At 42.2% G+C, this 23876-nt stretch carries 14 protein-coding genes; 8 read left to right on the top strand and 6 right to left on the bottom strand.

The genetic code is table 11. The features are described from left to right. Positions 1-8145 precede the first annotated feature (8145 nt). Positions 8146-8820: a hypothetical protein gene (locus QM738_RS10715; protein ID WP_462276690.1), complete on the top strand. Its 675-nt coding sequence runs from the start codon at positions 8146-8148 to the stop codon at positions 8818-8820. Beyond that, positions 8808-9692, top strand: a complete 885-nt coding sequence (locus QM738_RS10710; RefSeq protein WP_462276689.1) for a T9SS type A sorting domain-containing protein — start codon at positions 8808-8810, stop codon at positions 9690-9692. The genes QM738_RS10715 and QM738_RS10710 overlap by 13 nt, the downstream gene beginning before the upstream one ends. Positions 9693-9765: 73 nt before the next feature. On the opposite strand, the gene QM738_RS10705 is transcribed toward QM738_RS10710, so the two are convergent. The 4 genes from QM738_RS10705 to QM738_RS10690 form a co-directional block, all read right to left on the bottom strand. Continuing rightward, on the bottom strand, positions 9766-10488 hold the full coding sequence (locus QM738_RS10705) for a ribonuclease H-like domain-containing protein (protein WP_462276688.1): 723 nt from the start codon (positions 10486-10488) through the stop codon (positions 9766-9768). A 66-nt stretch (positions 10489-10554) separates the two neighbouring features. After that, positions 10555-11175 carry a porin family protein gene (locus QM738_RS10700; protein WP_462276687.1) on the bottom strand — a complete coding sequence of 207 codons (621 nt, stop codon included), beginning with the start codon at positions 11173-11175 and terminating at the stop codon, positions 10555-10557. 139 nt (positions 11176-11314) lie between these two features. After that, on the bottom strand, positions 11315-11617 hold the full coding sequence (locus QM738_RS10695) for a hypothetical protein (RefSeq protein ID WP_462276686.1): 303 nt from the start codon (positions 11615-11617) through the stop codon (positions 11315-11317). A 116-nt stretch (positions 11618-11733) separates the two neighbouring features. Further along, on the bottom strand, positions 11734-13944 hold the full coding sequence (locus QM738_RS10690; RefSeq protein WP_462276685.1) for a S9 family peptidase: 2211 nt from the start codon (positions 13942-13944) through the stop codon (positions 11734-11736). Between the two features lie 83 nt (positions 13945-14027). On the opposite strand from QM738_RS10690, the gene QM738_RS10685 reads away from it, so the two are divergent. Both QM738_RS10685 and trmD read left to right on the top strand, forming a co-directional pair. Further along, entirely contained in the window at positions 14028-14411 is a 384-nt protein-coding gene (locus QM738_RS10685) for an RNA-binding S4 domain-containing protein (RefSeq protein ID WP_462276684.1), read from the top strand. A gap of 23 nt (positions 14412-14434) precedes the next feature. After that, positions 14435-15112, top strand: coding sequence for a tRNA (guanosine(37)-N1)-methyltransferase TrmD (trmD, locus tag QM738_RS10680; protein ID WP_462276683.1), 678 nt, complete (start codon positions 14435-14437; stop codon positions 15110-15112). 60 nt (positions 15113-15172) lie between these two features. On the opposite strand, the gene QM738_RS10675 is transcribed toward trmD, so the two are convergent. After that, positions 15173-15874 carry a hypothetical protein gene (locus tag QM738_RS10675; protein ID WP_462276682.1) on the bottom strand — a complete coding sequence of 234 codons (702 nt, stop codon included), beginning with the start codon at positions 15872-15874 and terminating at the stop codon, positions 15173-15175. A gap of 110 nt (positions 15875-15984) precedes the next feature. Between QM738_RS10675 and ade the strand changes: the two genes are divergently transcribed. After that, on the top strand, positions 15985-17625 hold the full coding sequence (gene ade, locus QM738_RS10670) for an adenine deaminase (protein WP_462276681.1): 1641 nt from the start codon (positions 15985-15987) through the stop codon (positions 17623-17625). 2 nt (positions 17626-17627) lie between these two features. On the opposite strand, the gene QM738_RS10665 is transcribed toward ade, so the two are convergent. After that, on the bottom strand, positions 17628-18053 hold the full coding sequence (locus QM738_RS10665; protein WP_462276680.1) for an FxLYD domain-containing protein: 426 nt from the start codon (positions 18051-18053) through the stop codon (positions 17628-17630). Between the two features lie 324 nt (positions 18054-18377). Between QM738_RS10665 and upp the strand changes: the two genes are divergently transcribed. The 3 genes from upp (at position 18378) to QM738_RS10650 (ending at position 23874) form a co-directional block, all read left to right on the top strand. Then, positions 18378-19028 carry a uracil phosphoribosyltransferase gene (gene upp / locus QM738_RS10660; protein ID WP_462276679.1) on the top strand — a complete coding sequence of 217 codons (651 nt, stop codon included), beginning with the start codon at positions 18378-18380 and terminating at the stop codon, positions 19026-19028. 153 nt (positions 19029-19181) lie between these two features. After that, positions 19182-20186: a PorP/SprF family type IX secretion system membrane protein gene (locus QM738_RS10655; RefSeq protein ID WP_462276678.1), complete on the top strand. Its 1005-nt coding sequence runs from the start codon at positions 19182-19184 to the stop codon at positions 20184-20186. Between the two features lie 247 nt (positions 20187-20433). Further along, the gene (locus QM738_RS10650) at positions 20434-23874 is read left to right on the top strand and encodes a reprolysin-like metallopeptidase (RefSeq protein ID WP_462276677.1); all 3441 of its coding nucleotides are present in this window, start codon (positions 20434-20436) and stop codon (positions 23872-23874) included. Positions 23875-23876 lie beyond the last annotated feature (2 nt).

Raw genomic sequence — 23876 nt, 5'->3', positions numbered from 1 at the left:
CGAGAATTGAGTAGAAAGACGCCTTCCTCTGCCTCTTAGCAATCGAGAAGCACCTGGCCGCCTCGGATTGAATGATTGCCACGCTGAGGTCGACTTCCTGAAAAATTCATTTTTTTAAATATACAATTAAAGTTACCGAGGAAGTGTTCAACTTCGTCAATAGCATCGCCGCCTCGCGAGGCATGTCCAATTCGGTTAGAATGCGACAAATGTTGACAGCACAGCGCAGAATGCTAGTGTATCTTCTGGAAATTGGGAAGTCTCAAGAAATTCTTTTTATTTTTTTCAGGAATACAGATTCATTTTCACTAATTCCTTACCCTCCATACTGAATCAGGTAGACGAACGCGTTTTCCAGGTAGTGGATCGGGAATTGCCGTGTTTGAGCGTGACTCAGGTACGTTGTAGACGCCATGTCCTGCAAATTAATTATTATTTCGAAAAAAATGACTTTATTTTTAACCAAAGCTGTGGCCTGATATAGATACGCTTCGTTATGTTCAAAGTCCTTTTTGACTGTTCAGTACTGTTGCTGAGCGAATCCGTGTAAGCCGAAGAGAAAGGAAATGTCCGCTAAGCGACGCAATTGCATTTCGTTCGACTCGGTGCTGTAGCTGAAATTATATCAGTTAGCATCGTACCACTGATAACCTGATAGACAGACCTGATACTGGTCTGCGGTTGAGTATTTGCTGCCTGTGATGACTGCAGCCATTTCTTGACTCCACTCGTCAGCGACCTTCCGATAATTCCTCGTCTCGCTGCTGTCTGCTCTGTCAGGGTCCTCATCAATTTCTCGACGTGGGCTGTCTGAATCATGATCGCTGAATAATGACAAGCTCGTTTGCTAATAAAGAATAAGACCTATCAGTTAAAGCTAACTAGCTCTTGCCACTTTCAAAGTGGTAGCTTATCATTTATAGGATCATTTTTTACAGAATGTAACATAATGCACCATAAGGCTTACCACAGATAGCCTATTATTTTACTAAACTCACTAAATTCTTCGTCGTGAACTTTTCAATGACACTCCGAATCGCTTCTCGGTCAGCTGTTGACAGTTGTCGATTTGAGTTTGCAGTAGCTGAAATATCAACCATTTTTTTCAGAAAATCTAGATGATCATACCTAAAAACGACGATGACACGGACGGAACTGAGCTGATCACGTAGGATGGCGAAATCGTAGAAACGGTTTGAGTCTGAAGTCATCAAGTTGTCGATTTATCATTAAAATTTCTGTCTTACCGTGGTTTGAGCTGATTCAGCTTCTGCCGCTTTCATAGCTGCGTGTTTTCTGCAAGAATAATCTTTATCATCACTCTTATGCTTCGTTACATCTCGCATCACTCATTTCATCTAGACCTTTCTCAATCTTTAAAATTTTATGATTTTCTAGAATTTCTCTTAACTTTTTATCGTCCTTATTACTCTTATTACCTACCTAGCTCTTTCCAGTCCTCTCTGCAGCAAATTCTCATACTGTTCCTGTTCAGCCCAGAGATCTTCTAGTCCTTCTCCTTCTCCAGTGCTAGTCGTTAATTTGATCATGTCGCAGGAATCCGGTCCGTAGAAGGAGCACATTTGCGTGAACACCGATTCGCATCTAAATTTGCGCTGATAAAACTGAAGACATCTCAGCCGAGTCTTCTTCACTCTTTTCTACTATTGGGTATGTATAGTGGACAAACTTACAATTGAGGATCATCTATAGTCGAGTCACAGAGGAGGATGTAGTGTTTCATCGTGTTTGGAGTCATCCATTTGGGTTGAGCGCAAAATGCTGGGGTCACTCCACGCTCGGTCGAGGAATGCTATAAATTCTTACCATTTTGTCAGCTCTTATAACTCCAGTTATAGCTCCTTATTAGTAAAGTTATCACTCAATTCATTATTAGTGCCAATAACTATTTTCTATTCAATTAATTTATCCAATTGTATAAAAAAATAGTTGCTTTAAGTTTCTATCGTAGTTATTATTCATCATCAATATTTATCGATCCTCATCGTCTCCTACTTGCATGGTGTGCTGGGTCTGGACCAGCTTGCTCAACTCGCTCATTGGATTCTCATCGTGTGGTGAAACAACAAAGACACATGCGATGAAGTGCCGCAGAGTCTCCTGAATATACCACCCAGTTTTTTCTGCATATTTTGACATTGAAATATACCTGCTCGACCGGCTCTGCCCATCTTTGGACACAAGAAAGGAATTGCTGTACGCCGATGTCAAGGGAATTCGCATTGGCGAGTGACTGAAATCGGGATACTTTTTTTTAGAATTCTAAACAAAATGCTAACCTCATGCAGGACGTGTGGCAGCACCGATAAAGAGAGTAGGTGACCTTCTCTTCGCAGATCTCTGAAGTCGAGCGAAACTGACGTTGAAGTGGGATGGGGAGAGGTTGGGTCCTGAAAGTTATCGGAATTTCAGAAGATGGAACAAAAAGCTTCGTTAATGCTACGCGCTCTTGAGTTATTGATCAAAAAGGCAATAAATTCAAAAAGTGAAGACAAAAAATCGAGCAAAATCAGTAAGTTTACAAATCATTGATCGAAAAAATCGGGAAATTCTAGAGACGAACCCTTAGTTGAATCTGCTGATTGGAGAACGCAGTGAAAAGCTGCGAGACGGAGGCGAATCCGCGTGACGTGACGCGACTCTCCGCGACTGAAGATGTCAGAAGAGCAACCAACGGTCGCTCCATCGACGATCCCCGAAAACCAACGATCAACTCTTCGGCCGTGGTATGAGACTAGAGAAGGCGGAGTCGCTGCAAATATTGCGCACAGTTTTCGAAATTTATAAGAGCCATGTTGGCATCTAGTAAAAGATGCGAATCACTTCTCTTTGTGAATTATATATTAAATCTTCATTCCTTTCAACTTCTCGAAGGAAATAGTTGAAAAAAGACATTAACGAGATCGAATGAGATAATTATGGTAACTGCATGTCAATATGCTGGTATGACGGGGCTTTATCTTAGCGAATACGCGAATAGTTCTTCCATAGATAAATGTTGCAGTGGGATTTCGTGAGTACATGTATTTGACTGCTCCGCCGAATTGAATTGAAATATCTAAGTTTACAGTATCATGATAGATCTATTAATGATGAAGTGAGTTATTGAATTAGTCATCTAGGTAAATTCTCATGCAGTTTATGATAGAATTATCATGTTTTCATTCAATGAATATGAAAGAGATGCACATTTTCTGTGAGACGAATCATCAACTGAATTGTGCAATTTTTTTGGCGTGCAGTATAGTTGAAACAGATCAAAAGCGAGCTAATTATATAACTAAATGTTAGTTGAAATCTCACTGCATTTTATGCGTATAAGGCTTGCAATATTTTTCCCAGACTTCATTGCGATAACAACGCAAACAATCAAAGCCCCGTGGTACCAGCATATGACATGCAGTTACCATAATTATCTCATTCGATCTCGTTAATGTCTTCTTTCGACTATTTTCCTTCGAGAAGTTGAAAGGAATGAAGATTTAAGATATAATTCACAAAGAGAAGTGATTTGCATCTTACTAGATGCCAACATGGCTCTTATAAATTTCGAAAACTGTGCGCAATATTTGCAGCGACTCCGCCTTCTTTAGTCTCATACCACAGCCGAAGAGTTGATCGTTGGTTTTCTGAGATCGTCGATGGAGCGACCGTTGACTTGTTTCTCTCTAACATCTTCAGTCGCGGAGAGTCGCGTCACGTCACGCGGATTCGCCTCCGTCTCGCAGCTTTTCACTGCGTTCTCCAATCAGCAGATTCAACTAAGGGTTCGTCTCTAGAATTTCCCGATTTTTTCGATCAATGATTTGTAAACTTACTGATTTTGCTCGATTTTTTGTCTTCACTTTTTGAATTTATTGCCTTTTTGATCAATAACTCAAGAGCGCGTAGCATTAACGAAACTTTTTGTTCCATCTTCTGAAATTCCGATAACTTTCAGGACCCAACCTCTCCCCATCCCACTTCAACGTCAGTTTCGCTCGACTTCAGAGATCTGCGAAGAGAAGGTCACCTACTCTCTTTATCGGTGCTGCCACACGTCCTGCATGAGGTTAGCATTTTGTTTAGAATTCTAAAAAAAAGTATCCCGATTTCAGTCACTCGCCAATGCGAATTCCCTTGACATCGGCGTACAGCAATTCCTTTCTTGTGTCCAAAGATGGGCAGAGCCGGTCGAGCAGGTATATTTCAATGTCAAAATATGCAGAAAAAACTGGGTGGTATATTCAGGAGACTCTGCGGCACTTCATCGCATGTGTCTTTGTTGTTTCACCACACGATGAGAATCCAATGAGCGAGTTGAGCAAGCTGGTCCAGACCCAGCACACCATGCAAGTAGGAGACGATGAGGATCGATAAATATTGATGATGAATAATAACTACGATAGAAACTTAAAGCAACTATTTTTTTATACAATTGGATAAATTAATTGAATAGAAAATAGTTATTGGCACTAATAATGAATTGAGTGATAACTTTACTAATAAGGAGCTGTAACTGGAGTTATAAGAACTGACAAAATGGTAAGAATTTATAGCATTCCTCGACCGAGCGTGGAGTGACCCCAGCATTCTGCGCTCAACCCAAATGGATGACTCCAAACACGATGAAACACTACATCCTCCTCTGTGACTCGACTATAGATGATCCTCAATTGTAAGTTTGTCCACTATACATACCCAATAGTAGAAAAGAGTAAAGAAGACTCGGCTGAGATGTCTTCAGTTTTATCAGCGCAAATTTAGATGCGAATCGGTGTTCACGCAAATGTGCTCCTTCTACGGACCGGATTCCTGCGACATGATCAAATTAACGACTAGCACTGGAGAAGGAGAAGGACTAGAAGATCTCTGGGCTGAACAGGAACAGTATGAGAAACTGCTGCAGAGAGGACTGGAAAGAGCTAGGTAGGTAATAAGAGTAATAAGGACGATAAAAAGTTAAGAGAAATTCTAGAAAATCATAAAATTTTAAAGATTGAGAAAGGCTAGATGAAATGAGTGATGCGAGATGTAACGAAGCATAAGAGTGATGATAAAGATTATTCTTTCAGAAAACACGCAGCTATGAAAGCGGCAGAAGCTGAATCAGCTCAAACCGCGGTAAGACTGCAATTTTAATGATAAATCGATAACTAGATGACTTCAGACTCAAACCGTTTCTACGATTTCGCCATCCTACGTGATCAGCTCAGTTCCGTCCGTGTCATCGTCGTTTTTAGGTATGATCATCTAGATTTTCTGAAAAAAAGGTTGATATTTCAGCTACTGCAAACTCAAATCGACAACTGTCAACAGCTGACCGAGAAGCGATTCGGAGTGTCATTGAAAAGTTCACGACGAAGAATTTAGTGAGTTTAGTAAAATAATAGGCTATCTGTGGTAAGCCTTATGGTGCATTATGTTACATTCTGTAAAAAAGTGATTCTATAAATGATAAGTACCACTTTGAAAATGGCAAGAGCTAGTTAGCTTTAACTGGTAGGTTCTTATTCTTATTAGCAAACGAGCTTGTCATTATTCAGCGATCATGATTCAGACAGCCCACGTCGAGAAATTGATGAGGACCCTGACAGAGCAGACAGCAGCGAGACGAGGAATCATCGGAAGGTCGCTGACGAGTGGAGTCAAGAAATGGCTGCAGTCATCACAGGCAACAAATACTCAACCGCAGACCAGTATCAGGTCTGTTATCAGGTTATCAGTGGTACGATGCTAACTGATATAATTTCAGCTACAGCACCGAGTCGAACGAAATGCAATTGCGTCGCTTAGCGGACATTTCCTTTCTCTTCGGCTTACACGGATTCGCTCAGCAACAGTACCGAACAGTCAAAAAGGACTTTGAACATAACGAAGCGTATCTATATCAGGCCACAGCTTTGGTTAAAAATAAGAATAATTTTTTTTCGAAATAATAATTAACTTGCAGGAAATGTGCGCTCTGACAACGTACCTGAGTCACGCTCAAACACGGCAATTCCCGATCCACTACCTGGAAAACGCGTTCGTCTACCTGATTCAGTATGGAGGGTAAGGAATTAGTGAAAATGAGTTCTGTATTCCTGAAAAAAAATAAAAAGAATTTCTTGAGACTTCCCAATTTCCAGAAGATACACTAGCATTCTGCGCTGTGCTGTCAACATTTGTCGCATTCTAACCGAATTGGACATGCCTCGCGAGGCGGCGATGCTATTGACGAAGTTGAACACTTCCTCGGTAACTTTAATTGTATATTTAAAAAAATTAATTTTTCAGGAAGTCGACCTCAGCGTGGCAATCATTCAATCCGAGGCGGCCAGGTGCTTCTCGATTGCTAAGAGGCAGAGGAAGGCGTCTTTCTACTCAATTCTCGCGGCCAACAGATTCTTAAAATCGGACATCAATCATTTGGCGATAGGTTAGTTGCGAATCCGTATTTGAGAGAAAAAACGATGCTTGAAAGATAAAATGGTTAATTAATTGATTTTAAAATATTTGAGAGGCACGGAAGATTTTTTTTGGAAAGAATAAAGAATTTCAGCATGTTATCGCTCCTGTACCGCAGTCTACATCGACCGACAGTGGGGTGGAATCGAGGTTTTTCCTTGGAAATTGAAACTCTCCAAATGTTCGTCATTCAGCGTCAGCTCTACGCGTCGCTGTGCAATGACGCGTCGAACGCCACATCGGCGATCGAATTCTCGCGGCGATTGTTGACTTCATCGATCAGGTGATTGCATATGGAAAATAATGCCACATTATTTGAAAAAGCGAGAGAAAATTGCATTTTTCCACGAGCCATAGTTCATTTTCTCTTGGAATTTGCAAAATGAGCTTTTTCATTGTTGGTAATTTTTGCTGTATTTCATTATAAGATTTCATTTCAGTCTGTCTGATGACGTCCAAAAGGAGTCCCTCCGCACCTTCATCATTATTGTCCAAATAGCGCTCCAGAATAATGATGCTAAAAAAGTAGAGATTTAAAAACAAAAGATCATTGAAACATTGAGGGTTTCAGCTCGGGTTTACTCTGCCTTGTCCCCAGATCGAGGGGGACATTACAGTGATTTTCGGAGAAACGCCAAGCGCGGAGTTGGCGAAATTCTATACGGAAAACTTAGAAAATTTGGAGAGAGCAGCGTTCCATGCTGTCGCAGGTGAAGAATATGATATTAGTGATCCAATTTCTATCGTATATAGGGGCGATGAAATGAATTTGACAACTTTGACGATGAAATAATATAAACCTGATTGATAAACTAAAAATTTCTTTGGTATAAAAAACCACTTTTACAAGTGATTAAATTATGAAAAATATTTTCATTAGCCAGATAACTTGATATCTACCTCATAAGCTATCTTAAATTGACAAGTTCCAGGTCCAACGACTTCCTTCCTCCTTCTGCCTTCCCTCGTTGCTTCTTCCGCAACGAACAACCGACGTCAACGGATCGTCCCGGTTGGAGAGCGCTATCGAGTCCTCTGCCCATTGCACAATCCTCTCGCCATTCCAATGAATTTGGGGAATTTGAAGCTGAGGATCGCGCATGCGGCTACCATAGATGGTATTTGAGTTTTGGTGATGAGCCAAATTTGTAAAATACATTTACAGACTCAGCCCTCACTGCTTCAACCGTCCAATGCCTCACCATAGAAAAACTGAAAATTGAGCCAAACTCGACAATTTTAGTGGGGAAATTAAAAAAAAAGAAGAGGAAATATTAGTCAAAATTGCAGGCTGAATTGTCCGTTATCCCTCAGATGAATTGCAAGGAGTTTGCAGTCGATGGTATCGAAGCCGACATCGAATCCGATGATTCGCAAGGACAGCAGAAGTTAAACATCCGAGGGCTGATACCGGTCAAAGTCAAGGGACAGAAACTCAATAACACGCCGAAAGAGGTTAAGATTGGAAAATTATTGCAAGTTTTGCAGAGATAAAAAAGAAATGCAGATTTTCTATAGTATTCTGAAATTTTATTAAGAAAGCATCAGAAATGTTCTTTTTAGCTTCTAATGGTTCGTTCATACTTCGGCTGACGTGAGCATAAGCAGAGAAATAATGTGCGCAATCACTCTGATTATTCAGATGGTAACCGAGATCATCCTGGCTATACACCCACTGATGATTATACGTATGCTATGACAGCGCAGTGTATGGATTACCTGGGTATATATGAACACATCCACTTCTCTTCGGTAAATAACCCTGGTAATACCATTCCGTTATTCCATTCCGGTTCTACCGAAGCCAACAACTTCACTTCCGCACATCCGGGCTTCCTGGCTTTGTATGGTATGGAATGGGGTGTTATCAGCGGCGGCGGCCACGTAGTGGTATACGGCGATGGTATGGATGATCTTTGGGGTTGGGAAAGTGGTGCCGGTGCATGGGGCGCTGCTAATAATTACGACGTGTATGTGCCGAAGAGTATTTATACCGGCAGCACCGGTTTATTTAAAACCGTGAATGATAATGTGGCGAAAAATACTTTTGCTACACTGGCGCATCCTAATCTTACTGACTATAATAACCTTGCCAATATTGCATACGACCCGGTTGCAGATAATGCCATCACCGGCTCTGCAGTAGAAAGCGGACCTGCAACTTCTACCAATACCACGTATTCAAATCCTGGTTCTTCATTGTCGTATCTGTTCTATTATCAAAAAATGTTGTCATTAGGTTATCACCTCGGCCCAACTATGGATCATGATAACCACAACACTACTTTTGGTCATACCACTTATTCAAGAACAGCGATCATTGCACCTGTGTTGACCAAGACAGCTATTGTGGTGGTATGCGCAATATGAATTTCTATGCCACACAGGATTGTGATACCAAGGTGGATTTCACGATCAACACCAAGATAATGGGTTCTATACTTTTGGACAGGTTTGCTCCGAATATTGCAGTGCAATTAACTGATGCCACCACTTCTACTGCAGCAGCAGTTATCCGTGTGATGTTTGGTATACCGGGCAGCGGCGTGTCAGCGATCAAAATTGATTCTGCTATCGGCAGCAGTTTAAAATTCACTGATATCAATTTAGCCAACAATGCTACCGGTTACTATTACCTGGATATCACCAATGGTACCAGCAGGATCATTACTTCTCCTATCTGGTATACCAGGAACGATAATGCTTTACTGGCTGTTAAACTCAACTCCTTCAATGTGCAGAAAGTTGACAACACCGCAAAAATTACCTGGAGCACTGAGCAGGAGATCAACAGCAGCTATTTTGTGATCGAAAGGTCTATTGATGGCAGAACATGGAATGCTATTGCAACAGTTGCAGCAGCAGGTAACAGCAGCCATCGCATTGATTACAGCACCTACGATTATGCACCAATGAGGGGCGTGAATTATTACCGCCTGAAAGAAGTGGATAAGGACAATAAATATGATTATTCAGATATCAAGAAGGCATTGTTCAATTCCAACTACACTGCAGAAGTGGTACCTAATCCTGCAAAAGATGCGATCAATCTGTATATCAGCAAAACAGGTACACAGCAGTCAACTGTACAGGTGCTGAATGCTGCGGGCAAACTGGTTTATCAAACCACTACAGCGCAAACACATTTGCAGATTAATACTGCAACCATGAGCAAAGGGCTGTACTTTGTAAAAGTGATAGATGCAGATAATGTTACTACCTTAAAAGTGTTCGTAGAATAAAATTCACGGCACCATAAAATAAATGCCCCTGTCAGTTGACGGGGGCATTTTATTTTACAGCAACAGGCAATTCTTATTTTACTATCACCACCGCTTCATCTGTCAGCAGGTCCATATTCCTGAAACGCAGGATGATGTTAGCGGTGGTCAACACATCTTTTTGACAATAAGTTACAATACGCTCCAGGTCTTTTTGTTTCCAGTATACTTCTGCCACCATGCTGCCATCAATATCATCTTTGGGAGAGGGAACACCTAGCGCCGCAGCGAGTAATTTTAAAGAAGTATAATTTTTGTAATCGCCAAAACGCCAGTACTGGAATGTGTCTACAATATTGGTGTCCCATGGTTTCATGTGCTGAAAATCGAGATAAGCAGGTATATGCAACCTGTTTATTAAAAGCCTGCGGCAGATAAAGGGAATATCAAACTCTTTTATATTGTGCCCTGCAAAACTCCAGCGGTTATTCTTTGCTTCCATCTGGTTTACTGTTACAATAAGATCCTGCAGCAGTTTTTTTTCATCATCCCCATAAAATGATTTTACACGGAGTTGTAATGTATTCCCCTGTTTATTGAAATAACCGATACTGATACAAACGATCTTTGCAAACTCGGCCATTACACCGGCCCTTTGCGGATAGAACTCTCCGGCAGATGTATAATCGGGTAAACTGCGCTGGGTTTTTTCTTCCCATAGTTGTTTCCAGTCGGCTGTTAATTCATCAAATAAAGCAAACTGGGGTACAGTTTCTATATCTATCATTAATAAATGATCGAGCGGTATGTTTTGCATGGTGGGAGATTATACTTCTAATATACAAAGTACTCCGTACAAAAACAAAATCAATCTCCGTTGATACTAAAAGGTAACGCCAACGAATACCTGAATTGCCTGGCTTTTCCATGTCTGGCGATCGTCCACTGCATTGATATCGGTAAGGCCTAATTTATATCTTGCACCCAGGTTGATGAGGGGCAATTGTATCCACAGACCGCCTATAGCGCTCCACTCTGCATTCTTATAAATATTGCCATTGCTTTTAAGGCTGTCGGTAGTTTGTTTTAATAAACCTCCGTAAGATGGGCCTACCTGGAGTTTTATTCTTTTACTGGGACCAAGGTTCACATTCAGGAAAACAGGCACTTCCAGGTAATTCAAAGTAGATTTTTTCTGGCTGCCATCTCTGAACAGATCATCATAAATATCATTAGGATCGTTGCTGAATTCGGAAGAGGTTTGTACAAAATTCACTTCGGGCTGTATGCCAAATCTTCTCGAAAAATTAAATTGTACAAAACCGCCTACCTGGTAATTATAATTGTACCCGCTTTTATATGATTGACCGGTGATCTTATTTACATTAACACCACCCTTTGCACCAAAGCGGAAAAAGTTTTCATGATCTTCGCTCAACCTGTTGCGCTGAGCAGCAGTACAATAAGTAACGAAAAGCAATACGGCCGTGAGTATTTTTTTCATAATTGAATTTTACTGATAACGACAGTAGTACTGCTAACATTATGCCAAAGAAAAATTTAACAGTTGCCTGTAAATAAGCGGGCCTGCACTATGGCAGGCCCGGCTTAATTATAAGAACCCCGTTAAAACTATGCGTTATTTACCTTCTCCAGTGGCCGGGTACCCACACCCATCCACCACGGCGGTGTTGCCAATGGCCTTCCACCCATACAGCCCGGGCCCTGGGAGGTACGGCCCAATAACCTTCGGTGTACTCATATTTACCCCCACGCCAAACATAATTACCGCCTACCCATACATGCTTAGGCGAAGGCGCAACTGGCCTTGCTCTTACTACCGGCGGACCGGGCCGCACTTTTACTACGATCTGTGCATCGGCTGCTGTAATGGATGCAAATCCTACCAGCAGCAATAACATCATTTTTCCAAAATATTTTTTCATATGTATTATTTTCTAACGGTAAGACCAAATGGCTTGCCAATAGTTTAAAGCCCAAAAAATAAAAAGGGTCCCGCCATGACGGGACCCTTTTTATTGCAGCTGAAAATTATTCTAAATTATTTAGCGCCTGGCTCGCAGTGTTGTTTTAAATAAGTGGTGTACAAAGTGGTCAAATGCTGCCAGGTTCCTTCTCCTTCCGAAATGCTGTGCGTGCGGTTGGGATAAGGCATAAACTGGAATTGTTTATTATATTTTATCAATTCATTCAGTAACTGTTCTGCATTATCATAGTGCACATTATCATCTCCTGTACCATGTATGTACAATAAATTACCTTTTAAATTTTTTGCGTAGGTAATGGGTGATCCTTTTACAAAATCTTCCCTGTTCTCCTGCGGCAATCCCATGTAGCGTTCCTGGTAGATATTATCATAGTTCAATTGGTTGCCCACAGCTGCGATGGAAATACCCGTTTTAAATATTTCGGGATACTGGAACATGAGGTTAAGTGTGGAAGATCCTCCACCACTCCATCCCCAAACTGCCACACGGTCCTTATCAAAATAAGGCCTTTCTTCCAGTAATTTCTTCATCGCCATGGCCTGGTCCCTGATATTGATGATACCGATCTTGCGATAAATTGACTTACGCCATTTAGCGCCTTTCAACATTGGCGTACCGCGGTTATCTACCGAAACCTGTATATATCCATCAGCCCTCATATCGCCATCGTATAAAAAATTACGCTGGCCGCCGTAACTGTTTTGCACCGTGCTGGATGCAGGTTCGCCATATACATACATTACTACCGGGTATTTTTTTGCAGGATTAAAATTGGCCGGTTTGTTTACCCATGCGTCTACCGTTACATTATCCTCGGTGGTGATCTGTATATACTCTACATCATTGCTGTTATCAGTTTTAATATTAGCAGCAATGCTTTTCGCTTCGCTGAATGGTTTGTTATCCGGCAGCGTGATCCATTCCGTTACCGGCCTGGTATTGTAGTTGGAAAAGGAATGCGTGGCAAATCTTCCGTTGGGCGAAATATTGTAGTTGTGGGTACCTACTAAATTTTCTGCACTTAGCAACTCCGCTTCTTCTTTTGGTTTTTTGAATTTATCGAGGATGCTTGTTTTATTTTCTATACGTACACGATATAGATACAATTGTGTGGCATTGGAAGGTGATGCGGTAAAATAGATGTAATTATTGGCTTCATCAATACACTTGATATCACCGATATCATAATTGCCTTTTGTCAGCAAGGTTTCTGTTCTGCCATCGCGGCTGATCTTGTAAATATGGCGCCAGCCGTCTTTTTCACTCACCCATATAAAACTCTGTCCTTTATTGATAAATGAAAATCCACCCGGCTCACCAAATATATCAGCAGAATTCAGGTCCACCCAGGCCTCATCATTCTCGGCCCAGAAAGTACGGCTGCTGCCATCGGATGTATTGCAATAGATCAGTTTACTTTCCTGTTGTTTGCGATCGAGCTGTTGTACAATTAATTCATTGTAGCCACTCCATTCCATTCTTGGCAGGTAATGTTGTTGCGGATCGCCATCTATCTGCATCCAGTTGATAACACCTGATGTTACATCCACCACACCGATCTTAACCGGCGACGGCGCTTCACCTACTTTTGGGTATTCCACCGGTATCACTCTTGAATAATTGCTGTCGGTGGTATTGAGCATATAATAATCCCTGATCTTGTTGGCATCCACCTGCCAGAAGGCGATCTTATTGCCATCCAGGCTCCAGCGAAAACCATCGCGGCAGCCAAATTCTTCTTCGTACACCCAGTCAAAAGTTCCGTTGATCAGTTTCCTGGTACCGTCGGCAGTAAGTTTTTTGATCACGTTGGTATTCACATCTTCCACATACAAATTGTGTTCACTTACATAACCTACTTTTTTTCCATCGGGCGAGAATTTGGCAAACATCAATGATTGCGCAGGACGCCCCTTACCGAGTTGTGTCAATTTATTGGCAGCAATATCCAGCACCCAGTAATCGCCACGGGTATTGTAGCGCCATACTTTGGCTGTGTTGGTAAATACCAGCAGCTTGCTGTTATCGGCACTAAAAGCATAGGACTGCGGCATCAGTGCTTTGCCACCAGCGGGCGTTAACTGTTCTTTTTTAATGAGCACAGTTTCCGCTTCTGTCCGGGCATCCACTCTTACAATGTTACCTTCCTTCATTTTGGTATAAGCGTATCCATCGGGTGTCCAGTTGATGCGGCCCCGCTGGGCTTGCAGCAACTGTAGGAAAAATAAGCAGCATAAACTGAGAGCAATGATCCTGAACTTCATAGATTTTATTTTTTAAGCACTAAAAATAAGCAAATCCCTTCTACAGCGGTTACCATTGGTATAAAAGCATTTATTTTTGCAGCATGGAAAAGGAAAAGTTGCGGCTGGATAAATATTTATGGGCCATCCGTTTGTTCAAGACCCGCAGCCAGGCGGCAGATGCCTGCGACAAGGGCAAGGTGAAATATAATGGTGATAACTGTAAGGCTTCCAAAACTGTAAATATTGGAGATGAATATGAAGTAAAGACCGAGGCCAAACGCTGGGTGATAAAAGTTACCGGCCTGCTCGATCACCGGGTGCAATACAGTGAGGCCATCCAATTTTATATTGACATCACCCCTGCTGAAGAACTGGACCGCATCAAATTCCAGGCGGCTGTTTTTCATACCGGTAAAAGAATGAGCAAACAGGGCAGGCCCACTAAAAAAGATAAAAGAGACCTGGATGAATTTCTTTCTGAATGATCTATTAAAACAAGTTGTATAAAATGAAGATCGATATCATTTCGGTTGTTCCGGATCTGTTGCAAAGCCCCTTTGCACATTCTATTTTAAAAAGGGCAAAGGAAAAAGGTTTGCTGGAAGTGAACGTGATCAACCTGCGTGACCATACCACTTATGCAAGGGCGCAGGTGGATGATTATGCTTTTGGCGGCGGCGCCGGCATGGTAATGATGATAGAACCATTGGTGAATGCAATTGAATCATTGCAAAAAGAAACGGTGTATGATGAAGTGATCTACTTAACACCCGACGGCGCAACCTTTAACCAGAAAATGGCCAATAGTTTTTCTTTAAAAAATAACCTGCTCCTGATCTGCGGACATTACAAAGGCATTGATGAAAGGGTGCGGCAACATTTTATTACCAAAGAAATTTCCATTGGCGATTATGTACTGAGCGGCGGCGAAATTGCTGCAGCCGTTTTGGTAGATGCCATTGGCCGGCTGATACCTGGTGTACTGAATGATGAAACCAGTGCCTTGACAGACTCTTTCCAGGATAATTTGCTGGCGCCGCCGGTATATACCAGACCCGAAGAATTCCGCGGCTGGAAAGTGCCGGAAATATTATTGAGCGGCAATCATAAACTGGTGGAAGAATGGAGGTACGAACAATCTTTATTAAGGACCAAAGAGAAAAGGCCCGACCTGCTGGATGAATAATTAATGATATTAAAAAAGCCCTTTTTAAAAGGGCTTTTTTATTGTGTGAGGTTGTGTTATTTATTTAAAAATCTTCTCGTCTACTTTTATGTTGGTTTCTATCTTATCAAAATCAGTTTGCCCTCTTGAATTGGTAGTGGTATAAGCGAACCAGTAGCCATCCGCATTTTGTTTATAATTACTGTAAATGGTATACACATCTACTTTTTCTCCGTTGGCAGAACCTTCAGTAGAAGTTTTTAATAACAGGTTGGTCTTTGCATCGTAAAAGTAAACAGTAACATTACCGTTCTTAAAAGTGGCTTTTACTTTATAGCAGTCCACACCATCCACCGCTTCTTTACCCAGCAATTCCAGCTGTGTTCCTTTTTCTTTATAGTTTACAAAAGTGCCATGCAGGTCCAATGCAGTCTGGGCAGACTTCAACTGATCGTCGGGCATTGGCTGTGGAGAGGCCTGGCCAAAAACTGGCATGAACACAGTACCGCCGGTTGGTGTGGCTATCTGGTAATTTTCGGTACTCATTACCGAAATATCATTGCGCATGCCCACATTGTGCAATTTGGTGATGACAATATTTACATCGGTGCCCTGTACAGATAAATTGCCCTCCATGCGTACGCTGTTGAGTGTGGCCAGTTTATCTTTACCACCCATGGCAGCAATATTTTTTTCTATCACATCATCAACTGTTTGAGCATTGGCAAACTGGGCAATCACCATGATCATTATAAAGAGGCAGAAAATAATTACACTTTTCATTTTAAAAAAATTTAGGATCGCAATATAAAGTAAAATTGTAAGCAAATATTTTTTGACTAAACCATTAACTTGCAGTTCGGGTGCAAAACTTATACCACTATTAAATCATCATGAATTCTTTTAAGATACACGGCAATGTTGTTGACATTTTCAACAAAGAGATATTTTACGGCGAAGTGCATGTAACAGATGGAAAGATAACTGCCATTAACCGCTTACCACATAAGAACCATCATCCTGAAACGGAGCATTTTATACTGCCGGGTTTTATCGACAGTCATGTGCATATTGAAAGCAGCATGCTGGTACCATCAGAATTTGCAAAGCTGGCCGTGGTGCATGGTACAGTTGGCACCATCAGCGATCCGCACGAGATCGCCAATGTATGCGGCATGGATGGAGTAAAATTCATGATCGCCAATGGAAAGACCGTTCCTTTTAAATTTCATTTTGGTGCGCCCAGCTGTGTGCCCGCCACTGTTTTTGAAACGGCCGGCGCCACATTAAATGTGGATGAAGTAGACAGTCTTTTGCAAAATGAGGATATTTTTTACCTGAGCGAGATGATGAATTTTCCGGGAGTATTGCACGCCGATACTGAAGTGATGCAAAAAATTGCCGCGGCAAAAAAATACCATAAGCCGGTGGATGGACATGCGCCCGGGCTGATGGGTGATGCAGCAAAAAAATATATTGATGCCGGTATCAGTACCGATCATGAATGCTTTACTGCTGCCGAGGCGCTGGATAAATTACGATACGGCATGAAGATTTTGATACGTGAAGGCAGCGCCGCAAAAAATTTTGCAGCATTGATAGAATTGATGCATGAACATTATGCGATGATGATGTTCTGCAGTGATGATAAACACCCCGATAGTTTAGAATTGGGGCATATCAACCAGTTGTGCGAACGTGCTGTTGCCGAAGGCGTGGATATTTTTAAAGTATTGCAGGCCGCCTGTGTAAACCCGGTATTGCATTATAAAATGCAAGTGGGTTTATTAAGGGTAAATGATGCCGCTGACTTTGTGGTGATGGAAAACCTGGAGAATTTTAAAGTGATACAAACTTATATCAACGGGCAACTGGTAGCCGAACATGGCCATTCATTCATTAAAACGCAACCTGCTGCGGTGCTCAATAATTTTAACTGCGAAAAGAAAACTGTTGAAGCACTTCGTTACCCTGTAAAAGATGCTGCGGAAACCATTTATGCTATTGAAGCATTAGATGGACAGTTGATCACCAACAAGATCGTTTGCAAACCGCTTATAACAGGCAATTGTTACGAAGCAGATATTACCAACGACATTTTAAAGATCGTGGTGGTGAACCGTTACAAGGATGCACCCGTTGCAATATCTTTCATTAAAAATTTTGGATTAAAACAAGGCGCTATGGCTTCGTCCGTAGCGCACGACAGCCATAATATTGTGGCCGTAGGTGTAGATGATGCAAGTCTATTAAAAGCCATTAACCTCGTCATCGATGCACAGGGTGGTGTAAGTGCTGTAAGCAACAGTAACCAAATGGTCTTACCGCTGCCAGTTGCCGGGTTGATGAGCAATGATGATGGCTACAAAGTAGCCGCTGCCTATACCGCTATTGATACCATGACAAAAGAAGAACTGGGTTCTACACTCGCTGCACCTTTTATGACGCTTTCTTTTATGGCGCTGCTGGTGATACCGCATTTAAAACTCAGTGATATGGGCTTATTTGATGGAGACAGTTTTAAATTTATATAGCGCTATTCGGTTTTGGCATTCATAACCTTTAGGGCTACACTATCTGTACCTTTGGGTGCAAAATATTTTGTTTTAAAATTCACCGATTTACCCGGCCCGATACTTTCAAATACAGTTTCCGCGTCTTCTTCCAGCAGGCTGCCGGTTTTGCTGTAAAAGGATAATCTTAATTCCACGTCTTTATAGCTGGCTACTTTTGCGCTGTTGGTAAGCGTACCTTTTACCACGGTCTGTCCTATCAGGTTGCGTTTATCATGACCGTCCACTTTTAAGAACAGCACAGGGTTTTTCTTTTCTGTATCTGCCAATGTTTCCTTGGTTTCTTCATATTTACTCTTTACCTCTGTGGCTTTTTTATCGGTATTGTTACTACTGCAGGCTGACAATACTATTATTCCGATAAATAATAAAGCGGGTATTCTTTTCATTGTGTGTTTTTTGATTACAATAAAAATACATTTTTCTGAAATGCAATGTTAAAGATTTATTACAAGGTCACACGGGGGCGCCAAAGCTTACATCTTACACGGTCAGACGAAGGCGTCAGACCGTGCATTTCACAAGGTCAGACGTGAGCGTCGGCCTTGTATTTCACATGATCTGACGCCCTCGTCTGATCATGCACCCTTGGTCTGACGCCCTCGTCTGACCATGTGAAAACTATGGATAAAAAAACTGCCCGAAAGGAAATTTTTAATTTAGTTTTGTTTCGCACTGCTATTCTTACTAACCTCAAAGCCAAAACTATCGATATGGTCATCAACTTAAGTCAGCAACACTCTTTGATCAGCAACTGGATCAGTGAACTACGCAATGTGGAGGTGCAGGGCGACCGTATGCGTTTCAGGCGCAACCTGGAGCGGATAGCCGAGATCATTGGCTATGAAATAAGCAAAAAGCTGGACTGGGAAGAAAAAGAGATCACTACCCCTTTGGGCACTTCCACCAGCAAGGTCTTGACCAGTCAACCGGTGCTGGCCACTATTCTGCGTGCCGGGCTGGCCATGCACAATGGCCTGCTGAATTATTTTGACAAGGCCGATAATGCTTTCATCAGCGCTTACCGCAAACATAATAATGACGGCTCTTTCGAGATCAGCCTGGAATACATGAGCTGCCCTGATATTGATGGCCGGGTTGTGATCATCAGCGATCCTATGATCGCCACCGGCGCTTCGCTGGTAAAGTCCATCCAGTTTTTAAAGGAAGAAGGCGATATTAAAGAGCTGCACATTGTTTGTGCCATTGCCTGTACCGTGGGTATTGAGTATGTAAAACGGGCTGAACCTAAAGCCACCATCTGGTGCGGCGATATTGATGATGAGATAACCGCCAAAGGGTATATTGTACCCGGCCTGGGCGATGCCGGCGACCTTGCTTTTGGCGCCAAATTACAAAGCTGATGTGCAGGTTAGAGGCTCAAAGCCAGTAAATTAGCGTTTTTAGCCATTTTTAGTACACAATAATGATCTTTTTAATGCAGCTTTTTGCTGTAAATCCTTATCTTTAAGCTTCTGAAAAGCACCTAATCTTAATTAGCAGAACAGTTACCGAAAATGAGAAAATCAATATTTTTTGCCGTTTCCCTTTTATTGTCTTCTATAATTGCCCATGCACAGGATCCGCATTTTTCGCAGTTCTTTGCATCGCCGTTAACTTTAAATCCTGCCTTCACAGGTAAGTTCAATGGCTTATGGCGCTTAGCTGCTAATCACAGGGATCAATGGCCTTCTATACCGAAAGCATATGTAACTTCAAGCGCTTCTCTCGATTTTCCAATACTGGCTAAACGCATTCCTGAAAATGATATTTTTGGTGTGGGTGTTTCCGGTTTAACAGATGCCAGTGCCAACAATATTTTAAAATTGAATTACGGATCTGTTTCTATGTCTTATCATAAATCGCTTGATGAGAATGGTTACAGTACCATCGGCGCCGGTTTCCAGGGTACTTACTCCAGCCTTAGCCTGGATGTTACCAAACTCACCTTCCAGGATATGCTTACGCAGAATGGTTTTACCGGTACTACTTCGGATATCATCACCAACGGTAACAACCAGAGTTATTTTGATATGAATGCCGGTGTGTTATACTCCGGTTCAAGCAATGGTATCAACAACTATTACCTGGGTGTTTCTATGTACCATATCAACAGGCCCAAAGTGAGTTTTAAAGATAAGAACTGGTACCTGAGTGGCCGTATCACGGTGCATGCCGGTGGCTCCTTTCCGGTAAGCGACCAGTTGACCTTACATACTTCTATCATTCACCAGGTGCAGAATAAGGCCAGCGAAACCACGTTGGGCGCTGCCATTGCTGCCAACCTGAACCAGGACCAGGACAAACCAACCAGTGTTTACCTGGGTAGCTGGATACGTTTTAATGATGCAATCGCACCCTATATTGGTTTGGAATTTGGCGGCCTCAGGATCGGCGCCAGCTACGATTTAAATATTTCCAGCTTAAAAGCTGCCACCAATACAAGAGGTGGTTCGGAAATATCTTTGATCTACATCAAACAACCTGCTGAAAACAAAGGCATTCCATGTCCTAAGTTTTAATCCCCTACTCCCCGCCGGTTAATCACCGGTTAAACGATGGCGGCAGCTTTGCCGTGTTGCACTTATTTTCTTTCTTTAAGAGAGGAGGCAACCGTAAAAAAAGCGCCTGCGATTTTATGAAAAAGTAAATGCAAATGCACAAGGGCTCCGGCTTTTGTAAAAAATATTTACTATTTCTGGTATTTTTTTATTGTCGGATTTTCAGGTCAAAAAAAAGTAATAAATTAGCAAAAACTAAACTAACAGTATGAAAAAAACTTTACTCCTAACACTCCTCCTTGCGTTTTTTACTACTTTAGGGTTTTCACAAACAGACAAATTCTGGTCTTCAAACAGTGAAAGCCGCAGTAGTATCATTACAGACAAAGCTGTAGCAAGATTAGCCTTTCCAAAAGTGTTCGAATTATTTAACCTTAACCTCGAACCATTAAGGCAGGAATTATTTACCATTGTTGATAACAAAGCCAAACACTCAACAGTGATCTCTTTACCGAATGCAGCAGGTAAGCTTGAGCAGTTTGAAGTAGTGGAAGCTTCTAACTTTGAACCAGCTTTACAGGCAAAATTTCCTGAGATCAGGGCATTTTCCGGAAGAGGTATCACTGACAAGGCTGCCAGCTTAAAACTGAGCATTTCTCCACAGGGCATTCAAACCATGGTTTTCAGAACTGAAAAAGACAATGAGTTCATTGAGCCGTATTCAAAAGATCATACTGTTTACGCAGTATACAATTCCCAGAGGGAAAAAGGCAAATTACCATGGACCTGTTCTACAGATGACAAGCAATTTGCAAGTACACTTAAAGGCCAACTCCCCTCTTCTAATGTTGTGGGAAGCTCTGCAGGTGAATTAAGAACTATGCGTTTAGCCCAGTCCGTTACTGCAGAATACTCTAACTATTTTGGTGCTACCAGTGCAGCACAGGTGAACCTGGTACTTGCTGCCATCAATAATACACTCGCACGTTGCAATGGTTGTTATGAAAAAGACCTTGCATTGCACCTGAACCTGATCGCGGCCAGCACCAACGTTATTTATTATAACCCTTCCACAGATCCATATTCTCCTGCAGGTACAGGAGCGGGTGGCGCATGGAATGGCGAACTGCAGAACACTTTAACTTCTGTGATTGGCGATGCCAACTACGATATCGGTCACTTATTCGGTGCTTCCGGTGGTGGTGGTAACGCAGGTTGTATCGGTTGCGTTTGCGGTTCCGGTAAAGGAAGTGGTTTTACTTCTCCTGCCGATGGTATCCCAATGGGCGACAACTTTGATATTGACTACGTGGTACACGAAGTAGGTCACCAGTTGGGTGCTAACCATACTTTCTCTTTTTCATTGGAAGGTACCGGTCAGAATAAAGAAGTAGGTTCCGGTATCACTATCATGGCGTATGCAGGTATCACTTCTTATGATGTGGCACCACACTCTATTGATATCTATCATGCAACTTCTATCAACCAGATCCAGAATAACCTGGCGGTGAAAACCTGCCCGGTTACTACTAATATTACTGCCAATAATGCTACACCGGTAGTAGGATCTCTTACCAACTATACTATTCCTATCAGCACACCATTTGCATTGACCGGTTCAGCAACTGATGCTAACCCGGGTGATGTGTTGACTTATTGCTGGGAACAAAATGATAATTCTACAGTTTCAGGTTCAAATAGTGTTGCTTCTCCAACAAAAGCATCTGGTCCAAACTGGTTATCTTTTTCACCTACTTTATCTCCAACAAGGTTATTCCCTAAATTATCAACCATACTGGCCGGTCTGAACGTAACACCACCATTACCCGGCGGTGATGCCATTGCAAACATTGAAGCATTAAGCTCTGTTGGCAGAACACTGAATTTCAGGTTAACTGTAAGGGATAACCATCCATACAGTTCAACTACTCCATTAGCTGTAGGCCAGACTGCTTTTGCTGATATGGTGGTTACCGTATCTGCAGCTGCCGGTCCATTTGCAGTAAGCAGTCCCAACAGTAATGTATCATGGTGCGGTGGTTCTACTCAAACTGTAACATGGGATGTAAATAATACTACGGCTGCACCTGTAAGCTGCGCCAACGTTAAGATATCTTTATCTACTGATGGTGGTAATACGTTCCCGACTGTACTGCTTGCCAGCACAGCTAACGATGGATCAGAAGTGGTTACATTACCTAATACACCCTCTGCTACTGCAAGGATAAAAGTAGAAGCGATCGGAAATATCTTCTTCGATATTTCCAACACTGATTTTGCAATTACTGCTGCAGTACCGATCGTTGTTACCACACAACCACTTTCTCCTGTAATATGTGCCGGATCCAACACCAGCTTTACAACAGCTGCTACCGGTCCTACTTTAACTTATCAATGGCAGGAAAGCACCAATGGCGGTACCAGCTGGACCAACATTACCAACGGTGGTATTTATGGCGGTGCCACCACCACCACATTGGCTCTTACAGGCGTTACTGCAGGTATGAACAATAACCAATACCGTGCAATTATAAGCGGTACCACTTCATGTGGCAGTGCTACTACATCTACAGCAACATTAACGGTTAATACTGCACCTGCTGTTACTACACAGCCTGCTGCAAGTACTATCTGTACAGGTTCTAATACATCATTTACTTCAGCTGCCACCGGTACCGGTATCAGCTACCAATGGCAGGTAAGCACCAATGGCGGTGGTACATGGACCAACATTGCAAATGGCGGTGTTTACAGCGGCGCTACAACGGCTACGCTTACACTAACTGGCGCAACAGTTGCGCTTACCACTTATCAATACCGTGTTGTAGTAAGCGGTACCTGCGCTCCTGCAGCTAATTCTACTGCAGTTACTTTAACAGTGATCGCTCCTGCAACGGTTACAACCAACCCTGCAGCTGCTACCGCAATATGCAGCACCGGTAATACCAGCTTTACTGTAGCAGGTTCTAGCACCGTGCCGCTTATTTACCAATGGCAGGTAAGCACCAATGGTGGTACCACATGGACCAACATCACCAATGCTGCTCCATATTCAGGTGCAACTTCAGCTACTTTAACTATCACCAATGTTCCTTTAAGCTTTAATAGCTACCGTTACCAGGCATTATTATCTAATGCAACCTGTGCTACACCTGCAGTTTCAACTGCATCTGTATTAACAGTAAATGTATTGCCAACTGCAACCATTACTGCTGATAAAACAGACCTGCAGGCTGGTCAGACTGCTACTATTACAGCAGCAACCACTCCGGCTACAGGATTGAATATTGCATGGTACAAGGATAACGTATTGATACCGGGTGCTACCAGCAATACCTACACTGTGAGTGTAAACAACCTGGGTGTTTATAAAGTAGTGGTTACCGACCAGGCTACCGGTACTTGTATCAACCAGTCTAACCTGATCACTATGGCTGCATTGCCAAGTAATAAACTCTTCGTCTTCCCTAACCCGAACGACGGACAATTTAAAGTTACTTACTATAACAGCCCTGGTACTACAACCACTCAAGGTATTACCGTATACGACAGGATGGGACGTAAAGTGTACGATAATGTATTCCCTGTAACACAGGAATATCAATTACACCAGATCGACCTGAGACGCTTCAGCAAAGGTTTATACTTTGTTGTTTTGAGAGACGCAAGTGGTAAGAAGATCAAGAGCGCTGAGGTATTTGTGAAATAATC

This window comes from Ferruginibacter sp. (assembly GCF_049840995.1).
In the GTDB taxonomy this organism is placed as follows: Bacteria; Bacteroidota; Bacteroidia; order Chitinophagales; family Chitinophagaceae; genus Ferruginibacter.
This window is presented reverse-complemented; position numbering and strand designations above follow the sequence as displayed.